This is a genomic window from Amycolatopsis sp. NPDC102522, from assembly GCF_055584485.1.
Genome location: NZ_JBVJLY010000019.1, coordinates 73754 through 92081 on the forward strand (window position 1 = coordinate 73754; position 18328 = coordinate 92081).

Genomic DNA, 18328 nt, shown 5'->3' on the forward strand with positions numbered 1-18328 from the left:
ATGCTGACCGCCGAGCTGATCGTCGACCACCATGTCCCGTCGGAACCCGCGCTGTCCCCGGATGGACTCCGGATCGCTTACCAGGTCGAGACCGTCACCAAAGGTGTCCCCGAGATCTGGCTCGCGGACAGCGGCGGACAGCCCCGGAAGCTGGCCGAGGGCACTTCGCCGAAATGGTCGTCAGAATCCCTCTACTTCCTGCGGGACGGCCAGGTTCATACGGTGGACGGGCCGCTGTTCGCCTGGGGGAGCGAGATCACCGGGTTCGTCCCGATGCGCGACAGGGTCGTGTTCATCGCCGAGGACGAGACGCCGGTCGCGGACATCCGGGTCTGGAGCGAAAGCCTCCGCCCGGCGCGCCTGCGGAGCTTCGACCCGAAGACCGGCGAGATCACCACCCTGATCGAAGACCACGTGGTCGACGTCGCCGGTCGTCAGGACGACAAGGCGCTCGCCGTCCTCACCTGGCCGACGCCCGAACTCGATCCCGGCGGGCTCGAACCCCGGCTTTCCATGCTGGACCTGGAAACCGGAGAATGGCGAGATCTCGGGAAGACTTCGTTCGAGTCCACGAGCCCGGTCTGGTGGCGGGATGGCGACAGCTGGCACGTCGCGTATCTCGCGACACAGGCGATGGTGGGTGGCAAGGGGGTCTTCGACGTTCCCGTGGAAACGGGGGAGCATCGGAACCTGACACCGGAATCGGCCTGTCCGATCAGGCTCGCGCAGGTCGAGTCCGGCGCTCCGTTGATGCTCGTCGCCGACGGGCTCGACACGGCGCTTCACCGGCTCGGGTCCGGTGAAGTGTCGTTCTGGCGCGGTCAAGCGGACGCGATCGCTTCGAACGGCGAGATCGTGGCCACCGTGCTGAGCACCGCCCATCATCCGAAAAATGTCCACAGTGGACCTTTGGGTGGAGCTTTGACGCGCGTCGGTGACATGGCGCCGGAGTTCTCCGGTATCACGTGGGGATCGCAGGAACGCTTGTCCTACAAGTCTTTCGACGGTCTCGCCCTGGACGGGATCCTCGTCCTGCCGCCGGGAAAGACCCGGGAGGACGGACCTTTCTCCCTGATCACGATTCCGCACGGAGGACCGTACGACCGGTACGCGGACGGCCTCAGGCTCGGCTGGTACCCATCCGCGCAGTGGCTGGCGCCGGCGGGGCACGCCGTCTTCCTGCCGAATCCCCGTGGGGGACAAGGCCATGGGCACGAATTCGCCACCGCGGTCGCGGGCCGGGTCGGACTGGAGGAATGGAGTGATCTCCAGACCGGGATCGACCTCCTCGTCGCCGAAGGGGTCGCCGACCCGGACCGGCTGGGGATCGCGGGCTGGAGTCACGGCGGGTTCATGACAGCCTGGGCGGTCGGGCAGACAGGCCGCTTCAAGGCGGCCCTGATGGGCGCCGGGATCTGCGACTGGGGGATGCTCGCCGCGACCGGCGAATTCGGCACGTTCGAAGCGGCGTACGGCGGAAGCACCGGCTGGGAAGGGACAGGTCCGCACCGGCACGATCAGCTGAGCCCGATCTCCTACGCGTCGAAGATCGAGACCCCCGTGCTGATCGTGCACGGTGCGGAAGACACGAACGTCCCGTTGTCCCAGGCGGAATTCTTCCATCGCGCGCTACGCCACTTCGGTGCCGAACACGACCTCGTCGTCTACCCCGGCGAAGGGCATCGGATTCACGGGCGGGAGCACCAGCTGGATCTGCTCCGTCGCACCCGAGAGTGGTTCGCGCGGTTGCTCTAGCTCCAGTCGGTCTGCGGCACTCCGGGGATGTGCGTGCCAAAGGTCCATTCGTAGCCTTCGAGATCGTCGACGCGGCAACGGTAGTTGCCCCATTCGGTGTTCTCGGGCTTCCAGACCGTCGTCGCGCCGGCTTCGATGGCGGAGGCGAAAACGGCGTCCACGGCCTCTTGCGTCGGAAGACTGACGTAGAGGCCGTGGCCGACCGTTTCCCCCTTGCGGGTCGCGCGGTCGTAGTCGTCCTCCGCGCTGAACACGATGATGGAGGCCCCGCCGAGCCGCAGTTCCGAATGCAGGATCAGGCCCTTGTCGTCAGGGAATTCCGTGACGGTCTCGAAACCGAAGGCGCGTTCGAGCCAGCGGAGCGCCTTCGCGGCGTCGTGGTAGGCGAGGTAGGAATGGAGGGAGGCGAGGCGTTCCTGGGTTTCGGTCATGGACACAGCCTGACAAGGGATGCGGACAACTACGGTCCTCGATGCTCGGCATCACCAGACGAGTTTGATGCCGAGCACGGCGATGAGCACGCTGGACGCCAGCGCTGTCGCCAGCCGCCCGCGACGTCCGGTCAACGCCTTGCCCAGCACGGCCCCGCCGCCCGCGAGGAACAGTTGCCAGCTGGCCGAGGCCGCGAACGCCGCGAGCACGAAGACCACGTGTTCCGCCGAGGTCGCGGCGGCCATGTCCTTGCTGCCGAGCACGAGGGCCGCGAAGTAGACCACCGTCATCGGGTTCAGCAGCGTGATCCCGAGCAAGCTCACGTAGGCCTTCACCGGTCCGATCGCGGCGGGCTCGCTCACCTCGGCTTTCGCGGAGTCACGGTAGGTCCGGACCCCGGTGATTCCGATGTGGACGGCCATCCCGAGCAGCACCGCGACCGAAATCCAGCGCAGCGGCCCGGCGATCGGCTGGATGACCGAGACGAGTTTGCTGCCGCCGAGGACCGCGATCAGGGCGTAGAGCCCGTCGGCCGTGGCGATGCCCAGCGCGGCGTACGCGCCGATCTTGAGCCCTGACCGTGCCGTCAGCACCACGAGATAGGTCCCGACCGCGCCCACCGGGATGGCGATGCCATAGCCGGCGAGCAGGCCCGCGACGAGCGCGGCGCTCACGGTCGGACTGGAGTCGGCCTCCGCCAGGACCCGGTCTGCTGCTGCGTCCGCACCCGTCGGACGACGGAGGGCGAGGGCAGGAAGGTTCGGGTCGAAGTCATGTGCAGAAGGATGCGAACGAACGGCCTCGCGCGCAACACAATTAACCTCGTGAGTGGCAGGGACGGTTAGAACCGTCCGTGCCACTCACGAGGCGTCAGACGCGGGCCGTCTCCAGAACGGCGTCCAGATCGGCCAGCAGCCGTGCCTTCGGCCGGGCCCCGACGGTCGTCCAAACAGGACTGCCGCCCCGGAAGAGGATCAGCGTCGGCAGGGACATCACCTGGTAGTTCCTTGCGGTGAGCGGGTTCTCGTCGGAGTTGAGCTTGCGGATGATCAACGCGTCGGCGCGTTCTTCGGCGATCTCGGCCAGCACCGGCGTGATCATGTGGCAAGGCGGGCACCATTGCGCCCAGAAGTCCACCAGGACGGGCTTATCCTGGTCGAGGACGAGTTCTTGGAAGGTTTCGTCGGTGACGACGGAAAGGGACATTCAGGCCTCCTCGGTTCGCGGCACGACGACGCACGGCCCCGGCGGCGTTTTCAACGCGCCCGCCAACTTGGCCAGCAGGCTGTCCCGGGCGTCGTTGAGCCTGGCCAGACAGGCGTCCACCTCGGCGAGTTTGCGTTGGTAGACCTCGATCGAATCGGCGCACGAGTCGCCGGTCTCGTGACCGGCGCGCAGGCATTCGACGAACGGCCTGGTGTCTTCGAGGCTGAGCCCGACCGCTTGCAGGGTCAGGATCTCGTTCACCAGGCGGTAGTCGTCCTCGTCGTACTCGCGGTACCCGTTCGACGCGCGCCGTGCGTCGAGAAGCCCTTGTGACTCATAGAAACGCAGCGCGCGCGTAGTGGTCCCGGTTCGCGCGGCGAGTTCGCCGATCCGCATGGTCCCGAGCGTAAACCTTGACCTTGGCGTCAAGGCAAAACTCACTCGTCGAGATCGACCCGGATGGTCAGGAGGTCCGTGCCGATCGCCTGCACGGCGGCGCTGTTGAACCGGGGCAGGGCCCTCAGCCGGGCGCGGGGGTCGTCGTCCGGGAGCAGATGCGCCGTGCCCGTGTGCCACTGGCCCTTGAGCCGGACCCGGACGTGCGGATCGGCCTGGATGTTGCGGACGTACTGCGACTTCTCGCCGAACTCCGAGACGATCCAGAACTGGCGGCCCACCTTGCGGCCGCCGATCGGTGTCAGCCGGGGCTCCCCGGACTTGCGGCCGGTGGTTTCGAGGAGCGGCTGGTTCGGAACCCGGGCGAGGACCGGGTTGCCGACGTGCCGCTGGAAGGTCGTGGCCACCCGGTGCTTGATCTCGTGATAGCGCGACATGGATACAGGGTGCCTGATGCCGCCTGTTTTCGTCGGTCGGTCTCAGTACGCTCGTTCCATGGTGAACGAGTCCGAAGTGGGCCTGGGCGACGGGACCACGCTGCACACGTACGACACGGGCGGGCCCGGTCCGGTGGTCTTCTGGCACCACGGGACCCCGAACATCGGCGCCCCGCCGGCGCCGCTGTTCCCGGCCGCCGAACGGCTCGGGCTGAGGTGGGTCTCCTACGACAGGCCTGGTTACGGCGGCTCCACGCCACGTCCTGGCCGAGATGTCGCGTCGGTGGCATCGGACGTCGAGAAGGTCGCCGACGCCTTGGAAATCGAGCATTTCGCGGTCTTCGGGCACTCCGGCGGCGGACCACACGCGTTCGCTTGCGCGGCCTTGCTGCCGGAACGGGTGTCGGCGCTGGTCGGCGTCGCGTGTTTGGCTCCGTACGGCGTCGACGGGCTGGACTGGTTCGCGGGAATGAGCGCGGCGGGAGTTGGCTCGCTGACGGCCGCACTGGCGGGACGGGAAGCGAAGGAGAACTACGAGGCGACGGCCGAGTTCGACGAGCAGACGTTCACCCCGTCGGATCACGCGGCCCTGGCGGGTGACTGGAAGTGGTTCCTCGACGTCGTCGGCCCCGCGATCGAGGGCGGGCCCGGCGCGCTGATCGACGACGATCTCGCGTACGTCGCGCCTTGGGGATTCCAGCCGTCCGACGTCAAGGCCCCGGTCCTGCTCCTGCACGGTGGCGCGGACCGGATCGCGCCCGTCGGGCACGGGGAGTGGCTCGCCCGGCAGTGCGCCACGGCCGAGGCGCGCGTGTTCCCCGAGGACGGGCACATCTCGGTTCTCCGCCATGGGGAAGCCGCACTCGAATGGCTGGCCGAGCGCCTTTGACCTGCGAGATCGTCCTCATCCGGCACGCGGAGTCCGCCGCGACCGCTTCAGGCCTCGTGAGTGGCTAGGACGGTTCTAACCGTCCTAGCCACTCACGAGGTACCCACCACGGCGCAGCACCCTGGTCGCCTGCAGTCCGTGAAGGACTCCTTCATTGCGTCTAGCGCAGTGAAGGGGTCCTTCACGGACTTGGGAAGGTGTGAAGGTCGAGTTTCTTCGGCTGAGCCGAGGGAAGGAGGCCTTCACGGACCGGGCCAGCGCTCGACCGCAGTCAGAATCCAGTAGGTACCAAAGACACCCTTGGCCCTGACCGTCCTCACCACTCACGAGTACCCGGCCGACGCACGTTCCGGCGGGTGTCGCGAAAGCCACTTTCGGGACATCGGACGTCCCCAATGTGGCGTTGGGGACACCCAGCGTCCCCAACGCCACTTTCGGGACATGCCCGTGACTAGGCCGCGGGCCGTCCGGCGCCGGTGTAGTCGTCGCCCTTCGAGTGGTACGTGTGGATCTGGATCGCCTGGCCCTGGGTGGGCGCGTTGATCATCAGGCCGTTCCCGAGGTAGAGCCCGACGTGATGGATCCGCGTCCCCGGGTTCCCGTAGAACACGAGGTCGCCGAGCTTCGGCTCGCCGGGCACCTGCGGCAGCGCCCGGAACTGGCTGTCCGCGGTCCGCGGGAGCGCGACTCCGGCCTCGTCGTAGGACGCCTTCGTCAGCCCGGAGCAGTCGAAGCCCGCCGCGCCCGCTTCCGGCCCGTTGCCGCCCCACACGTACGGGAGTCCCAGCTGGCCGAGGGCGAACCGGGCCGCCTTCACCGCGGGGCTGGAGGAGCGCGCCGGGTCGAGGGACAGCGTCGCGTACAGCTGGGAGTTGCCCAGGACGCGCTGCCGGAACAGTTCGGCCTCGTTGCCCTTGCCGCCCTGGTAGCCGGCGATCGCCTTCCACCAGCCGTTGCCGCCGCCGAGGTCGGCTCCGGAAGCGCACAGGGCGCGTCCAGCGGCGACCGAGGCGGAGTCGGGGTCGGCGAGCGCGGGCTTCGCGATCCCGGGGATCGCCGCGCCGTGCTTCTTCCACTGCTGCGCGGACAGGCCGAGGGGATTGTCTCCGCCGCGTCCGTGGTTCGAGCTCGCCGCGCCGACGCCGGCCAGGGTGACCCAGGAAAGGTGGCAGTTCGGCTGCTCGCCGCGCAGCGCCAGTTCGCCGTTCGCGTAGCCGATGAGCGACTTCGCCGGGATGTCGAGCGGTCCGGCGAGTTTCTGGGCCCACTCTTCGAGCGGCCGGACGCCCTTCGGTGTCTCCTGCGCCTTGACCGGGGCGCTGACTTCGAGGACCGACGGACCCGCGCCGCCGCCGACGGTGGCCGGGTCCTGCTTCGCGGCGGGGACCGGGACAGGCTGGTTCCCGTCGGCGGGCGCCGGATCGTTGCCGCCCGCGAGCAGCCAGCCCGCCGTCGCGAGCCCCGCGACCAGCGGGAGGGCGACCAGACCGCGCATCGCCACGCCGTGCGCCCACGACTTCTTCGGGCTGGTTTCGGGCGCGCTCAAGGCGGAGTCGGGCTCGGTCACGCCGTCCAGGTTATTGGAGACCACCTCTGCGTAACGAGCGAACGCCTTGCACGTTAGGGGGACTCTCATATTCTGGGCAGATGAGTGAGACGGGAGCGCTCGACGCCGAGCGTCTGAGTGCCGCGCTGTCCGGCCGGTACGCCGCGATCCAGGTCGTGGCGAGCACCGGGTCCACCAACGCCGACCTGCGGGAATCCGCCGCGAAGGGGGCCGAGGACCGCACAGTGCTGATCGCCGAAGAGCAGACGGCCGGTGTCGGCCGTCGCGCGCGGCAGTGGTCCTCGCCGAAGGGATCGGGCCTCTACGTCAGTGTCCTGCTGCGTCCGGGCGGGGTCCCGTTCGCCAATTTGGGTTCACTTTCCGTGGTCGCGGGCCTCGCGGTCCGGGAGGTCGCCGCGGAGCTGGGTGTCGACGCCGTCCTCAAGTGGCCGAACGACGTCCTGGCTGGTCCGGAGCGCGCCAAATGCGCGGGCATCCTGGCGGAGGCCGTCGCCGGGGACGAGACCACGGTGATCCTCGGCATCGGCCTGAACGTGCTGCCGCTCGGCGAGAACGTCCCGGCCGGGCCCGGTGGCCTGCCCGCGACCTCGCTGGCCGAGCAGGGGGCGACGGTGACCGATCGCGCCGAGATCGCCGCGCGGCTGCTCACCGGTTTCGACGAACTCGAACGCCGCTGGCGGCTCGCCGGCGGGTCGCTGGCGGAGGCAGGCCTGCTCGGGGACTACCGGCGGCATTGCGCCACGCTGGGCGTGGATGTCGAGGTCCAGCTGCCCGACGGCTCGGCGCTGACCGGCCGCGCCGCCGACATCGATCCCGCCGGCCAGCTCCAGGTCGACGTTCCCGGTGGTGAGCGGTACACGGTGTTCGCCGGAGACGTCGTCCACGTACGGCCCGCCGGGTCCTGATCCGTGCGGTGCGATTTACGACGTCCGGTCTTCCGCCGGGACCGTTCGCCGGTACGGTGAGCTCACCAGCGCCGAACACACTTTGGGAGCGTCCGTCGTGGCCTATCCGGACGATTTGCTCAGCGAAAACGAGCACGTCGTGGTGCACAGTCACCCGCATTTCAAGATGCTGATCTTCCCCTTCCTCGCGTTGATCGTCACGCTCGGCGGGGCCATCGCGCTCGGCGTTTTCGCGAAGGACGCGACGGCCCCGTGGGACCTGATCTGGCTGATCGCGATCGCCGTGGTCGGGCTCGGTCTCGTCGTGTGGCTCTTCCTGGCACCGTTCGTCCGCTGGCGCACGACGCACTTCATCGTGACCACGGACAGGCTGATCGCCCGTGAAGGTGTCCTGAAGCGGACCGGGATCGACATCCCGATGTCGCGGATCAACAGCGTCCAGTTCGAGCACGGGCTGCTGGACCGCGTCTTCGGCTGCGGCACGCTGGTGATCGAGTCCGCTTCGGACGAACCGCTGAAGTTCGACGACATCCCCAAGGTCGAGCGCGTGCACACGGTCATCTACCGGGAAGTCAACGACAACCCGTACGACGACTACGCACCGCCCGCGGGAGCGCAGCCGCAGCAGACCGAACCGCTTCCCCCGCAGGGCCACCAGCCCCGCGGAAACCGGCGTCGTTGATGGGCACGCGAGAGCTGGGCCTGCCCGATCGCGTCCCGTCCGCCGCGGCCCTGCCGGAACGCGTGACGATCTGGGAGGTCGGCCCCCGGGACGGCCTTCAGAACGAGAAAACGATCGTCCCGGTCGAGGTCAAACTCGAATTCCTGGACAAACTCGCCGATTCGGGCCTGACCACGCTCGAAGCGACCAGTTTCGTGAGCCCGAAATGGGTGCCGCAGTTGGCCGACGCCGAGCAGCTCCTGGCCGGGCTCGACAAGCGCGAAGGCGTCCGATACCCGGTGCTCGTCCCGAACGAGCGCGGGCTGGACAGGGCGCTGGAGGCCGGGGTCTCGCATATCGCGATCTTCGCCAGCGCCACCGAGACCTTCGCCAAGAAGAACCTCAACTCGACGGTGGACGACCAGTTCGCGATGTTCGAGCCGGTCGTCACCCGGGCGCGGAACGAAGGTCTCGACGTCCGCGGGTACGTGTCGATGTGCTTCGGCGACCCGTGGGAGGGCGCCGTCCCGGCCACGCAGGTCGCCGGGGTGGGCAAGCGGCTCCTGGACCTCGGCTGCTCGCAGCTCTCGCTCGGGGACACCATCGGCGTCGCCACCGCGGGCCAGGTCGAGGCGCTGATCGGGCAGTTCCCCGACGTCGGCACACTGGCCGTCCATTTCCACGACACCTACGGCCAGGCTCTCGCGAACACGCTGGCAGCCCTTCGCTGCGGAGTGTCCACTGTGGACTCCTCGGCCGGTGGGCTGGGTGGCTGCCCGTACGCCGAATCGGCCACCGGCAACCTCGCGACCGAGGATCTGGTGTGGATGCTCGACGGTCTCGGCGTCGAAACCGGGGTCGACCTCGACGCGCTGGTGGCGACGAGCAAGTGGATGGCAGGGAAGCTTGGCAGGCCCAGCCCGTCCCGGGTGGTCAACGCGCTCGCCGGCTGAGGTTCGCGCGCTTGCGGGTATCCGCCGACGAGAACGCCGGTCGGCGCTAAGGTTCAAGCGCGTCCTGTCCGCTGCCTCCCCCTTTCACCGGTGGGGACCGATTCCTTGGGGGAGGTGCGGTGACCGATCCGAGCGAGGCCGGAACGGGCCCGATCCGGCTGCCCGCCGAGTACGACGCCCCGACACCACCGCACGGGTTGCGCGCTCCGTACGCGCCTTCGCCGTGGCCGCCCGCGGTCGCACCGTTGCGAGTGCCTTTCCCCCAGCCGCCTCCCGTCCCGCAGCCGCCCGCTCCGCCACCCATGGGGGCCTTGCGGACCGAGCGGGAGAGCGTGATCGCGCTGTTCCTCGTGCACATGTTCCCCATCGGGCATCTCCCGGTCGCGATGGGGAAACCCGCGCGCCAGTTGGCGCTGCCCGAGGGCGGTTCCGGCCCGCAGGATCACCCCGAGGCGGGCGTGCTGGACGATCTGGACGCGTTGTCGCACGTCAGCAGCGGTTTCCGCCGGTCGCCGACGACTCCGGCCGTCGCTGCCCCGGCGGAGCTGACCAGGGGACACGACCCGTGGGGCGGAGAGTCCCCAGAGGACTGGCGAGAGCGCTTCGTGGGCATAACGAGCTATCTCTGGCCTCCCGGTGAGGGCGGTATCGACCCGGCGACGCCGATGATGCTCGACATCGGCACCCATCTCGACCGCTTCGGGGACCAGCACGGCCGGGTGTTCGCCGAGGACGCGACCTTGTTTTCGATGCGCTCGCTGCCGCCGGATCAGGCCGCCGGATACCGGCGCTACCGCGTCGTCCGGCCGCTGCCGGTCTGGCGTTCGGTGACCGCCGAATGGTTCGGCCAGCCGGGCGGCGGGGTGCGCTTCCGCACGGTGCTGGGCGCGGATGAACTTGTCACGCTGGGCTTCCTGGCGGACGTCACGGGGGAGGTTCGGTGAACACGGGGACGATCCTGCGCTGGCTGGCCGCGCTGGGAGTGCCTGCCGAGGTGGTCTCGGTCGGCACGGAGACGGACAACGCCTGGTGCCTCATGCGCACTGAGGAAGAAGGGGCCGAGCCCGCCTGGGAGGTCTTCTGGCGTGAGCAGGGCAACCGGTACGACTGGGCACGGTTCACCAGCGAACAGGTCGCCTGCCACTACCTCTTCGGACGTCTCGCCTGGTCGCAGGTCGCGCGCGGCGCCGTCGGCCTGCTTCCCGGACACTGACTGCGTTCAGCGTTTCAGGATCGCCAGGACCTCGTCGTGGAGCAGCCCGTTCGTCGACAGCGCTGAGCCGTTGTCATAGCGCGCTTCGCCGTCGAGGTCGCTGAACCGGCCACCGGCTTCGGTGATCAGCACCTGGGCCGCGGCGACGTCCCACGGGTTCACGATGCATTCCGCGGTGACGTCGAGCGCGCCCTCGGCGACCAGGCAGTGGTGCCAGAAGTCGCCGAAAGCGCGGCTTTCCCAGCACGCGTTGACGAGGTCGAGGTACTTCTCCCGTGAGTGGTACTCCACCCACGAGTTCAGATCCGTTGTGGACAGGTACGCGTCTTCGAGCGACGCGACCTTGGACACCGAAATGCGGCGTTCCCCGGTTGAGTCGCTCATCCAGGCGCCGTCCCCGGTCGCGGCCCACCAGCGGCGGCCGAGCAGCGGCGCGCTGATCATGCCCACCACGGGCGTGCCGTCTTCGACGAGCGCGATCAGCGTCGCCCAGACCGGGACACCGCGCAGGAAGTTCTTGGTCCCGTCGATCGGGTCGAGGACCCAGGCGCGGCCTGTCGCGGCCGAACCGCCGCGTTCCTCGCCGAGCACAGCGTCGTCCGGACGGTCTGTGGCGAGGATCGCACGGATGGCGTCTTCGACGGCTGTGTCCGCGTCGGTGACCGGGGTCCGGTCGGGTTTGCGTTCCACAGCCAGGTCGAGCGCGCGGAACCGGGCGGTGGTGATGGCGTCGGCGGCATCGGCCAGCCGGGTGGCGAGTTCCAGATCATTCTCGTAGCCAGGCACGGTCACGATGGTTTCACGCCCGGCAGTCGTAGAGTTGGCCAGGTGAGCATGGTGCTACTCGCCGAGGACGACCCGGCCATCGCCGATCCGCTTTCCCGCGCACTCCAGCGGGAGGGGTACGACGTGCGTGTCGTCGGCGACGGGCCCGCCGCCCTCGACGCGACCGAGAGCGATCGGGTGGACCTGCTGGTCCTCGATCTCGGCCTGCCCGGGATGGACGGCCTCGAGGTGTGCCGCCGCCTGCGAGCCAGTGGCACCGAGGTGCCGGTGCTGATGCTGACCGCGCGCACGGACGAGGTCGATTTCGTGGTCGGGCTCGACGCCGGCGCCGACGACTACGTCGCCAAGCCGTTCCGGCTCGCCGAACTGCTGGCCCGGATCCGGGCGCTGCTCCGCCGCCGGGCGCCCGAAGTGCTCGAAGCCGGGGGAGTGCGGATGGACCTCGGCGCCCGGATGGTCACCGTCGACCTGCACGAGGTGCAGCTGGCGAACAAGGAGTTCGAGCTGCTGCGGGTGCTGATGAGCCGCGCGGGCCAGGTCGTCAGCCGCGACGAGATCCTCGCCGAGGTGTGGAACGACCTCGAATCGAAGACCTCGAAGACCCTCGACATGCACATGTCCTGGCTTCGCCGGAAGCTCAGCATCGCGGCCGACGAAGCGGCTGGACGGGCGGGCAAACCCGGCGGGAACGGCGACGGCGAACGGCGGATCGCCACGGTCCGCGGCGTCGGCTTCCGCTTCAACGCGGAATAGCATGCGCCGCCGCATCCTCCTGGCGATCCTGCTCGCCGTCGCGGTCACCGCCGCGGTGCTGGGCATCCCGCTGGGCATCACCGCCTGGCAGCTGGTCGAGAACCTCAACCGCGAGAACCTGGCGTCCTCGGCCCGAGGGATCGCGGCGACGCTGGACAACGAGATCGCCGTCGGCCAGCCGATCAACCTCGACCTGGTCCGGGTGGCCGTCCCGCAGGGCGGGTTGCTGACCGTCCGCGCGCAGGGGCAGATCGAGAAACGGTACGGCTCCGACCCGGGTTCCGACGTCGTGTCCGAGCGGGCGCCGATCGCGTTGCACGGCGAGGTCGAGCTGGCCATGCCCGCCGGGCCGATGCGCACCCGCCAGACCCAGGTGACGCTGCTCGTGGTGCTGCTGGTCGTGCTGTCGGTGGGCACCGGCACGGTGGTCGCGACAGTGACCGCGCGGCGGCTCGCGAAACCGCTGAGACACGTCGCCGACCGGGCGGTCAAACTCGGCGGCGGTGATTTCCGGCCGGATCCGAAGCGCTACGGCGTCGGAGAACTCGACATGGTCGCCGAAGCGCTCGACGCGTCCGGTACGGCGCTCGCGCAGCTCGTCCAGCGAGAACGCCAGCTCGTCGGCGATGTCTCCCACCAGCTGCGGAGCAGGCTGACAGCGTTGCAGCTGCGGCTCGAACCGCTCACCGTCCACCCCGACCAGGAAGTCGTCGACGAGGCGAAGGCCGCGCAGGAACAGGCGGACCGGCTGGCCGAGGCACTCGACGAGCTGCTGGCCGCCGCGCGGGCGGCGCGCGAGGTCGGCGCGGAGCCGGTGAATCTGCCGGAAATGCTTCCCGAGATCTCTGAGGAATGGCGACAGCTGCTTCGCGCCGAAGGCAGGCATCTGCGGATCCGCGTCACCGACGGACTGAGGGCGAGGGCGACGCCGGGCCGTCTGCGCGAGGTCGTGGGTGTCCTGCTCGACAACGCGCTGCGCCACGGCGCGGGCACGGTCACGCTCGCCGCCCGGCGCGGTGACACGGAGGGCACCGTCGTCATCGAGGTCGCCGACACCGGATCGGGGGTTCCCGACGAGCTGGCGCCGCATATCTTCGAACGCGGATTCTCGGGTGGCGGATCGACCGGCGTCGGGCTCGCCCTCGCCCGCGCGCTCACCGAGGCGGACGGCGGACGGCTGGAGTTGTCCAGCAAGCAGCCCGTGGTGTTCAGTCTCTTTCTGAAGGTTCCCCGGCCGGGCGATGTGGCCGAGGTGCGGTGGCCCGCCGAGCGGGTCCCTCGCTAAGACCTCCCGAAGGACCTCCCCATCGGGCAATGCCGCGGAAGCGCGCCGACCTAACGTCGGGGAGTGCGTGCGACGGCGTTCCGGTACCGCCCACCGGTGAGTCCGGTGGCCGCGGCGACCGTGGAGATCGGCAAGGTGGCGATTTCCGTGCGGTTGTCCTTCGACGGCGACCTCTACGCGTGCCGTCGTCCGCCCGGTGTGGTGGAGCGGATGGAGGCCGAAGCACTGGACCTGCTCTCGAAGGGCCTGTTCGTCAGCGGGATCGACACCCCGGTCGCGACCGTCACCGCGGCGGCGGGACACCGGTTCGCCCAGGAGAGCGCCGTGTTCCAGCCTCCGGGTAGCTGGGTCTACCGGGGCACCTGCTGGGTCGGCGCCGGCCGCGACGGGCTGACGTTGACCGGAATGCTCGGCTACCGCCTCGAAGTGCGCGCGGGCTGGGCCCGGCGGGCAGGCGACTGCGGCCCGCCCGAAACCGCGGCCGAATGGTGCGAGCTCTTCGGCGCGCAGCTGGCGTCCATCGGCGGCGTGGTCCTGCGGCGGGCCTCGGTGCTCAGTCTCGGAACTCCGCCGTGACCGTGACGACGAACGCCGCGCGGGCGGGCAGGCCGAGGCCGACCCACAGCCCGGTCGGATCGGTCTTCCCGATGGCCAGCCGGAGCGGTTGCTCGTCGACCAGGAGGAACTCGGTCCCGAGCAGCACCCGCAACGATCGGTCGAGCAGGGTGTGCTCGTCCCGGACCTTGTCCGCCCGCGCGGTGATCAAATAGGACAGTTCGCAGCGCTTCGCCCGCACGGCGCCGGTTCCCGGACCGGCGCCGTGCAGGGCGAAGAGGAACAGATCGACGGTCGACACCGGCGTCTCGGTCTGCCAGGTGGGTTTCGGCGGGTCCAGCCGGACCACCGTCCCCTCCGGCAGATGAGGCGCGATGAGCCGGCACAGCGCCTCGTCGACCTGGGTGATCACGGCGTCAGATCAATCCCTCACGCAGTGCGTAGGCCACCGCGTGCGACCGGTTCCGGAGCTGGAACCGGTTGGTCACGTCGTGCAGGATGCTCTTCACCGTGCGCTGCGAATAGCAGAGCTGGTCGGCGATCTCCTGCGTCGAGAACCCCGACGCGACCAGCTTGAGTACCTCGGTTTCCCGGCTGCTCATGCCACCCAGATGCAGGCCGCGCGGCTGCAGGACCTGACGTTGCAGCCGCGAGACCCGGTGCAGGAGCCTGCCGAGCAGATCGGGCGGGAGCGCGCCTTCCCCGGCGGCGGCGGCCTTGATCAGCCGGACCAGGACGTCGGCACCCGCCTCCGAACGGCGGGCGACCGCGCAGACGCCGTGCTCGATGGCGCCGAGGATCTCGTTGTCGTCGACTTCACCCGCGACGAGCACGATGCGGGTGAACCCCTGGTGGTGCAGTGCCGACAGCAGCTGCGTCATGGCTTCGTCGAGACGGTCGGTGACCAGGAGGGCCACCATGGACGGGTCGGCGGTCTCCCCGTCCACCAGCCAGACGTCGTCACGGGAGCGCAGCGTCACGCAGACGCCGTTGTGCAGTATCGGATCGGTGGCGCGAACGACCACAGGTGTCCTGTTCGGTTCGAACATGTGATTCCCATTCCCCTCGAACGGTGCGAGGGTCCCACCCCTCGCACCCCTCACCCTGCCGGGTGAGGTGTCCCGGGCGCATGGGACTCCGGTCCCGAAATTGCCCGAAAAGCCGCCCTTATCGGGGTCGCTTTTTCAACGCGGCGTTTTCAACGACCAAGCCCGGCTTCGCGGGCGCGCACGATCGCTTCGGCGCGGTCCGTGACGTGGAGTTTGCTGAACACGTTGGAAATGTGGTTCCGGACGGTCTTCGGGCTGAGGCACAGGGTGCTGGCGATGACGGTGTTGCTGTGCCCGCCTGCGATGAGCGACAGGACCTCTCGCTCGCGGACGGTCAGTTCCGGGAACACCGTGTCCGTGTTCGGCTGACTGTGGTTGAAGAAGCCGAGAACCCGCGTCGCGATGTCCGGTCCGAAGATCGCTTCGCGCCTCGCGACGGCGTGAACCGCGCGGATGATTTCGTCGGGCTCGGCGTCCTTCAGCAGATATCCGCGTGCCCCGGCACGCATCGCGGAGAAAACGGATTCGCTTTCGTCCGCCATCGTCAGCATCAGTACGCCCACGTCGGGCCGTTCGGCGACGATGTGCCGGGTCGCTTCGGCGCCGCTGATATCGGGCAAATGCAGGTCCATGACCACGACGTCGGGCCCGAGAGCGCTCGCCGCGCTGATCGCGTGCGCCCCGCTCGCCGCCTCGCCGACCACGTCGACTTGAGGTTCGTTGGCCAGCAGGGTGCAGACCCCGAACCGGAACAGCGGATGGTCGTCGACCACGAGCACGCGAAGGCGTTCGTTCATACGGGCTCCCCCTGTCTCCCCGACGCGGCACGTTAGCGAGAGGGCCGGTCGCGGACAACGCGTGGTCCGGACAGCGGACCGGCGAGAATTAAACGCCTGATGAGTGTCGCGTATCGCGGGGATCCGCCCAAGTCATTAACCCTTTCGGCGCAGGCGGGGGAGCGGGGGACCTTTGCTCTCGTTGCTTAGCACGCTAACTAACGAGAGCAAAGGTCCCCCGCTCTCTTTCCACCACCGGGCGAAGTGACGGCCTCAGTCCTGGGGGGTGCTCTGCTGCGACCTGAGCGCTGCTCGCGACCGGGTACCCAGGTCGCTCATGTCCCTCGTCGCCTTGTAGACGGTTGGCCTATTTCTATGACACCGAGTAACAGTCACGCTACTTGATGAGTACAGGAGAATTATCGAAAGGGATATCGCATGGGCATCGCAGTCGAGGAAAAGACTGGACAGGCTCTTGTCTCGGAAGAGCTGTTCGACCGGCTCGCACACCGGATCTCCAGAGAGCGAGGCGTGTCTCGCGAGTTCGCCGCGCGGATCATGGATCAGGCTCTCGCGTTCCTGGCGACCTGTGCCAGAGCGCCGGAACCGTTGTCTCCAAGTGAAACCGTCGACATCGGCTGGCACACGCTCATCCTCTATACGCGCGAGTACGCCGCATTCTGCGATCGCGTCGGGGGCCGCTTCATCCACCACGAGCCGACAGACACCGGTTTGGTTCAGGTCTCACGGATCCCGGCAGAGTCGATGCGCGTCACCACGTGGGCCATGCGGGAAGCCGGATACGCGGTCGATCTTCCGCTGTGGACCGCGTCGGCGGACTGCAACCAGTGCACGGAGGGGTGCACCCACTCCGGCGGTAACACGGGATGCCATCACCACCCCGTTTCGCACTGATACGGTCCCGGCGTGATGGAGCGATTCCGCTGGGACGGCCTGCCGGACACCGTGCGGAACGCGGTCCTGACACACCTCGGTCCGGTCACCGTCGTGCGGGACATAGCGCAAGGGCAGAACTGCAACACCGCGCTCGTCCTTCGGGGTGAGTCTGGCGATGTCTTCCTCAAGGGCGTCCGAGGAATCAGCCCGCAGATGCGCTGGCTTCGCAACGAGGCCGCGGCCGGAGATCTCGCTCCCGGCCTCGCGCCGGCAACCCGATTCAGTGAAAACATCGACGCGGACGAACTCTGGTTCGTCGTCGGTTTCGAATACGTCAACGGTCGTCCGGCCGATCTGTCTCCGGATTCCGGCGATCTGGCGACCGTCGCGGAGACGGTCGCCAGGATCGGAGCGTGCCCCGGCGGCTCGGCACAGCCACTGAGCAAGCGGTGGGCGTCGGCGGACTGGTGGACCAAGCTCGCGGCCGAGGCTCCGGAGACCGTGGCGGGCCTGGACATCGGCGAGCTGACCGAGTGGTGTCGCGCGACCCCGGAACTGGTTGCCGGGAGTGCCCTGATCCACACCGATCTCCACGAGCACCAGTTCATGATCGATGACGAGTCGGTGCGCGTGATCGATTGGGGACGGCCCGCTTCGGGCGCGGCGTGGGTCGACACGGCGTTCCTGGTCGTGCGGCTCATCGCGGCGGGCCACGAACCACATGAAGCGCAGGAGTGGGCGGCGACGGTGCCGTCGTGGGCCACACGCACGGACAAGGCTGTCACCGCGTTCGCTTGCTACGTGGCCGGGCTGTGGGGTTACCGAGCCGCCACGACCCCGTTCCCCGGAGCCGACAGGCTCAGCGCCGCCGCCAGGCAATACGCCCGTTACCGGCTGTCGGTCTAGCGTGCCCACAAGAAGGCCCCCACCTGCGAAGGTGGGGGCCATTCAAGTGACCAGGCCTATCTCCGAAGGTCAGGCGAAGGCGCCGGCGTGCTCCCGGGCCCAGGCCGCGAACGTCAGCGGCGCCCGGCCGAGAAGTTCGCGGACGGTGCCGAACACGATCTCCTCGTTCCCGGCGGACTGCCGTTTGAGCTCGAAGATCCCGTCGATCGCCGAAGCGGGCCAGCCGAAGCCGAGCATCCGCGCACGCGCGTCGGCTTCGGGCTCTTCGACGTAGGTGAGCGGCCGGTCGAGGGCGTCGCCGAGGATTTCGACCTGCCGCCGCGTCGCGAGGGCTTCGCCGCCGGTGATCGGGTACGTCCTGCCCGCGTGCCCGTCGGTGGTCAGCACGGTCGCGGCGACTTCGGCGATGTCGCGGACGTGCACCAGCGCGGAGGCCGGATCGCCTTCGGGGACGCGGATGATCCCGTCGCCGCGCACGGCGGTCAGCCAGGCGAACCGGTTGTCCATGAACGTGCCGGGACGCAGGATCGTCCACTCCGGCCCGGCCTCGCGCACGGCCCGTTCGGCCGCGGTGTGCACCAGGGAGATCGGGTCTGTCTGTCCGAAGTGGACGCCGGTGGTGGAGAGTTTGACGACGTGCGCGACACCGGAAGCGGCCTTGAGCACGGCTTGCTCCTGGGTGAGCGGATCCGAACCATGCCCGGAGGTCAGGATGAAGACGCGTTCGACGCCGTCGAGTAGTGCGGGGTCGAACGCGTCGAGATCGCAGGCGGCGACTTCGGCGCGCGGATCGATCCGGGCGCGAGCGGGGTCGCGCGTCAGTGCGCGAACGTGAGCGCCCTTGTCCAGCAGCGCGGGAACGAGTTCGCGGCCGATCTTGCCGGTGGAACCGAGAACGAGAATCATC

At 68.9% G+C, this 18328-nt stretch carries 23 protein-coding genes; 12 read left to right on the forward strand and 11 right to left on the reverse strand.

Translation table 11 applies throughout. The features are described from left to right. Positions 1 to 1755 carry an alpha/beta hydrolase family protein gene (locus tag ACZ6YV_RS32840; protein ID WP_465513308.1) on the forward strand — a complete coding sequence of 585 codons (1755 nt, stop codon included), beginning with the start codon at positions 1 to 3 and terminating at the stop codon, positions 1753 to 1755. On the opposite strand, the gene ACZ6YV_RS32845 is transcribed toward ACZ6YV_RS32840, so the two are convergent. The 5 genes from ACZ6YV_RS32845 to ACZ6YV_RS32865 all read right to left on the reverse strand — a co-directional run bounded on the left by ACZ6YV_RS32845 (position 1752) and on the right by ACZ6YV_RS32865 (position 4226). Next, positions 1752 to 2186, reverse strand: a complete 435-nt coding sequence (locus ACZ6YV_RS32845) for a VOC family protein (RefSeq protein ID WP_465513309.1) — start codon at positions 2184 to 2186, stop codon at positions 1752 to 1754. The genes ACZ6YV_RS32840 and ACZ6YV_RS32845 overlap by 4 nt on opposite strands. A gap of 51 nt (positions 2187 to 2237) precedes the next feature. Then, positions 2238 to 2861 carry a LysE/ArgO family amino acid transporter gene (locus ACZ6YV_RS32850; RefSeq protein ID WP_465513310.1) on the reverse strand — a complete coding sequence of 208 codons (624 nt, stop codon included), beginning with the start codon at positions 2859 to 2861 and terminating at the stop codon, positions 2238 to 2240. A 196-nt stretch (positions 2862 to 3057) separates the two neighbouring features. Further along, a complete protein-coding gene (trxA, locus tag ACZ6YV_RS32855; RefSeq protein WP_378240774.1) occupies positions 3058 to 3393 on the reverse strand; it encodes a thioredoxin in 336 nt (111 codons plus the stop codon). Further along, a complete protein-coding gene (locus ACZ6YV_RS32860; RefSeq protein ID WP_465513311.1) occupies positions 3394 to 3789 on the reverse strand; it encodes a MerR family transcriptional regulator in 396 nt (131 codons plus the stop codon). Between the two features lie 41 nt (positions 3790 to 3830). Beyond that, positions 3831 to 4226 (reverse strand): nitroreductase/quinone reductase family protein, encoded by a 396-nt coding sequence (locus tag ACZ6YV_RS32865; protein WP_465513312.1) that lies wholly within the window; start codon positions 4224 to 4226, stop codon positions 3831 to 3833. Positions 4227 to 4284: 58 nt separating this feature from the next. On the opposite strand from ACZ6YV_RS32865, the gene ACZ6YV_RS32870 reads away from it, so the two are divergent. Further along, a complete protein-coding gene (locus tag ACZ6YV_RS32870) occupies positions 4285 to 5115 on the forward strand; it encodes an alpha/beta fold hydrolase (protein ID WP_465513313.1) in 831 nt (276 codons plus the stop codon). Positions 5116 to 5566: 451 nt separating this feature from the next. Here ACZ6YV_RS32870 and ACZ6YV_RS32875 read toward each other — a convergent pair whose 3' ends face one another. Beyond that, entirely contained in the window at positions 5567 to 6682 is a 1116-nt protein-coding gene (locus ACZ6YV_RS32875) for a C40 family peptidase (RefSeq protein ID WP_465513314.1), read from the reverse strand. Positions 6683 to 6762: 80 nt separating this feature from the next. Between ACZ6YV_RS32875 and ACZ6YV_RS32880 the strand changes: the two genes are divergently transcribed. From ACZ6YV_RS32880 to ACZ6YV_RS32900, 5 genes are all read left to right on the forward strand, one after another. Continuing rightward, complete coding sequence (locus tag ACZ6YV_RS32880; RefSeq protein WP_465513315.1) at positions 6763 to 7587, forward strand: biotin--[acetyl-CoA-carboxylase] ligase; 825 nt, start codon at positions 6763 to 6765, stop codon at positions 7585 to 7587. Positions 7588 to 7684: 97 nt separating this feature from the next. Then, positions 7685 to 8269 (forward strand): PH domain-containing protein, encoded by a 585-nt coding sequence (locus tag ACZ6YV_RS32885; protein ID WP_465513316.1) that lies wholly within the window; start codon positions 7685 to 7687, stop codon positions 8267 to 8269. After that, the gene (locus ACZ6YV_RS32890; RefSeq protein WP_465513317.1) at positions 8269 to 9201 is read left to right on the forward strand and encodes a hydroxymethylglutaryl-CoA lyase; all 933 of its coding nucleotides are present in this window, start codon (positions 8269 to 8271) and stop codon (positions 9199 to 9201) included. The genes ACZ6YV_RS32885 and ACZ6YV_RS32890 overlap by 1 nt, the downstream gene beginning before the upstream one ends. Before the next feature lie 119 nt (positions 9202 to 9320). Beyond that, positions 9321 to 10145, forward strand: coding sequence for a TNT domain-containing protein (locus ACZ6YV_RS32895; protein WP_465513318.1), 825 nt, complete (start codon positions 9321 to 9323; stop codon positions 10143 to 10145). Beyond that, positions 10142 to 10414: a hypothetical protein gene (locus tag ACZ6YV_RS32900; RefSeq protein ID WP_378240783.1), complete on the forward strand. Its 273-nt coding sequence runs from the start codon at positions 10142 to 10144 to the stop codon at positions 10412 to 10414. The genes ACZ6YV_RS32895 and ACZ6YV_RS32900 overlap by 4 nt, the downstream gene beginning before the upstream one ends. Before the next feature lie 6 nt (positions 10415 to 10420). Here the strand turns inward: ACZ6YV_RS32900 and hisN are convergent, their stop codons facing one another. After that, positions 10421 to 11206, reverse strand: coding sequence for a histidinol-phosphatase (gene hisN, locus ACZ6YV_RS32905; protein ID WP_465513319.1), 786 nt, complete (start codon positions 11204 to 11206; stop codon positions 10421 to 10423). A 42-nt stretch (positions 11207 to 11248) separates the two neighbouring features. Between hisN and ACZ6YV_RS32910 the strand changes: the two genes are divergently transcribed. The 3 genes from ACZ6YV_RS32910 (at position 11249) to ACZ6YV_RS32920 (ending at position 13814) form a co-directional block, all read left to right on the forward strand. Then, a complete protein-coding gene (locus tag ACZ6YV_RS32910; RefSeq protein WP_465513390.1) occupies positions 11249 to 11953 on the forward strand; it encodes a response regulator transcription factor in 705 nt (234 codons plus the stop codon). A gap of 1 nt (position 11954) precedes the next feature. Next, positions 11955 to 13238 carry an ATP-binding protein gene (locus tag ACZ6YV_RS32915; protein WP_465513320.1) on the forward strand — a complete coding sequence of 428 codons (1284 nt, stop codon included), beginning with the start codon at positions 11955 to 11957 and terminating at the stop codon, positions 13236 to 13238. A gap of 63 nt (positions 13239 to 13301) precedes the next feature. Continuing rightward, entirely contained in the window at positions 13302 to 13814 is a 513-nt protein-coding gene (locus ACZ6YV_RS32920) for a hypothetical protein (protein WP_465513321.1), read from the forward strand. Here ACZ6YV_RS32920 and ACZ6YV_RS32925 read toward each other — a convergent pair. The 3 genes from ACZ6YV_RS32925 to ACZ6YV_RS32935 form a co-directional block, all read right to left on the reverse strand. After that, a complete protein-coding gene (locus ACZ6YV_RS32925) occupies positions 13792 to 14205 on the reverse strand; it encodes a Pvc16 family protein (RefSeq protein ID WP_465513322.1) in 414 nt (137 codons plus the stop codon). The genes ACZ6YV_RS32920 and ACZ6YV_RS32925 overlap by 23 nt on opposite strands. Positions 14206 to 14209: 4 nt before the next feature. Next, complete coding sequence (locus tag ACZ6YV_RS32930; protein WP_465513323.1) at positions 14210 to 14842, reverse strand: helix-turn-helix transcriptional regulator; 633 nt, start codon at positions 14840 to 14842, stop codon at positions 14210 to 14212. 149 nt (positions 14843 to 14991) lie between these two features. Continuing rightward, positions 14992 to 15639, reverse strand: coding sequence for a response regulator (locus ACZ6YV_RS32935; RefSeq protein ID WP_465513324.1), 648 nt, complete (start codon positions 15637 to 15639; stop codon positions 14992 to 14994). A 417-nt stretch (positions 15640 to 16056) separates the two neighbouring features. Here ACZ6YV_RS32935 and ACZ6YV_RS32940 point away from each other — a divergent pair, with 417 nt between their 5' ends. Both ACZ6YV_RS32940 and ACZ6YV_RS32945 read left to right on the forward strand, forming a co-directional pair. Then, complete coding sequence (locus ACZ6YV_RS32940) at positions 16057 to 16533, forward strand: glycine-rich domain-containing protein (RefSeq protein WP_465513325.1); 477 nt, start codon at positions 16057 to 16059, stop codon at positions 16531 to 16533. 15 nt (positions 16534 to 16548) lie between these two features. After that, a complete protein-coding gene (locus ACZ6YV_RS32945; protein ID WP_465513391.1) occupies positions 16549 to 17421 on the forward strand; it encodes a phosphotransferase in 873 nt (290 codons plus the stop codon). A gap of 69 nt (positions 17422 to 17490) precedes the next feature. Here the strand turns inward: ACZ6YV_RS32945 and ACZ6YV_RS32950 are convergent, their stop codons facing one another. Further along, positions 17491 to 18327, reverse strand: a complete 837-nt coding sequence (locus tag ACZ6YV_RS32950) for an NAD(P)H-binding protein (RefSeq protein ID WP_465513326.1) — start codon at positions 18325 to 18327, stop codon at positions 17491 to 17493. Position 18328: the final 1 nt, after the last annotated feature.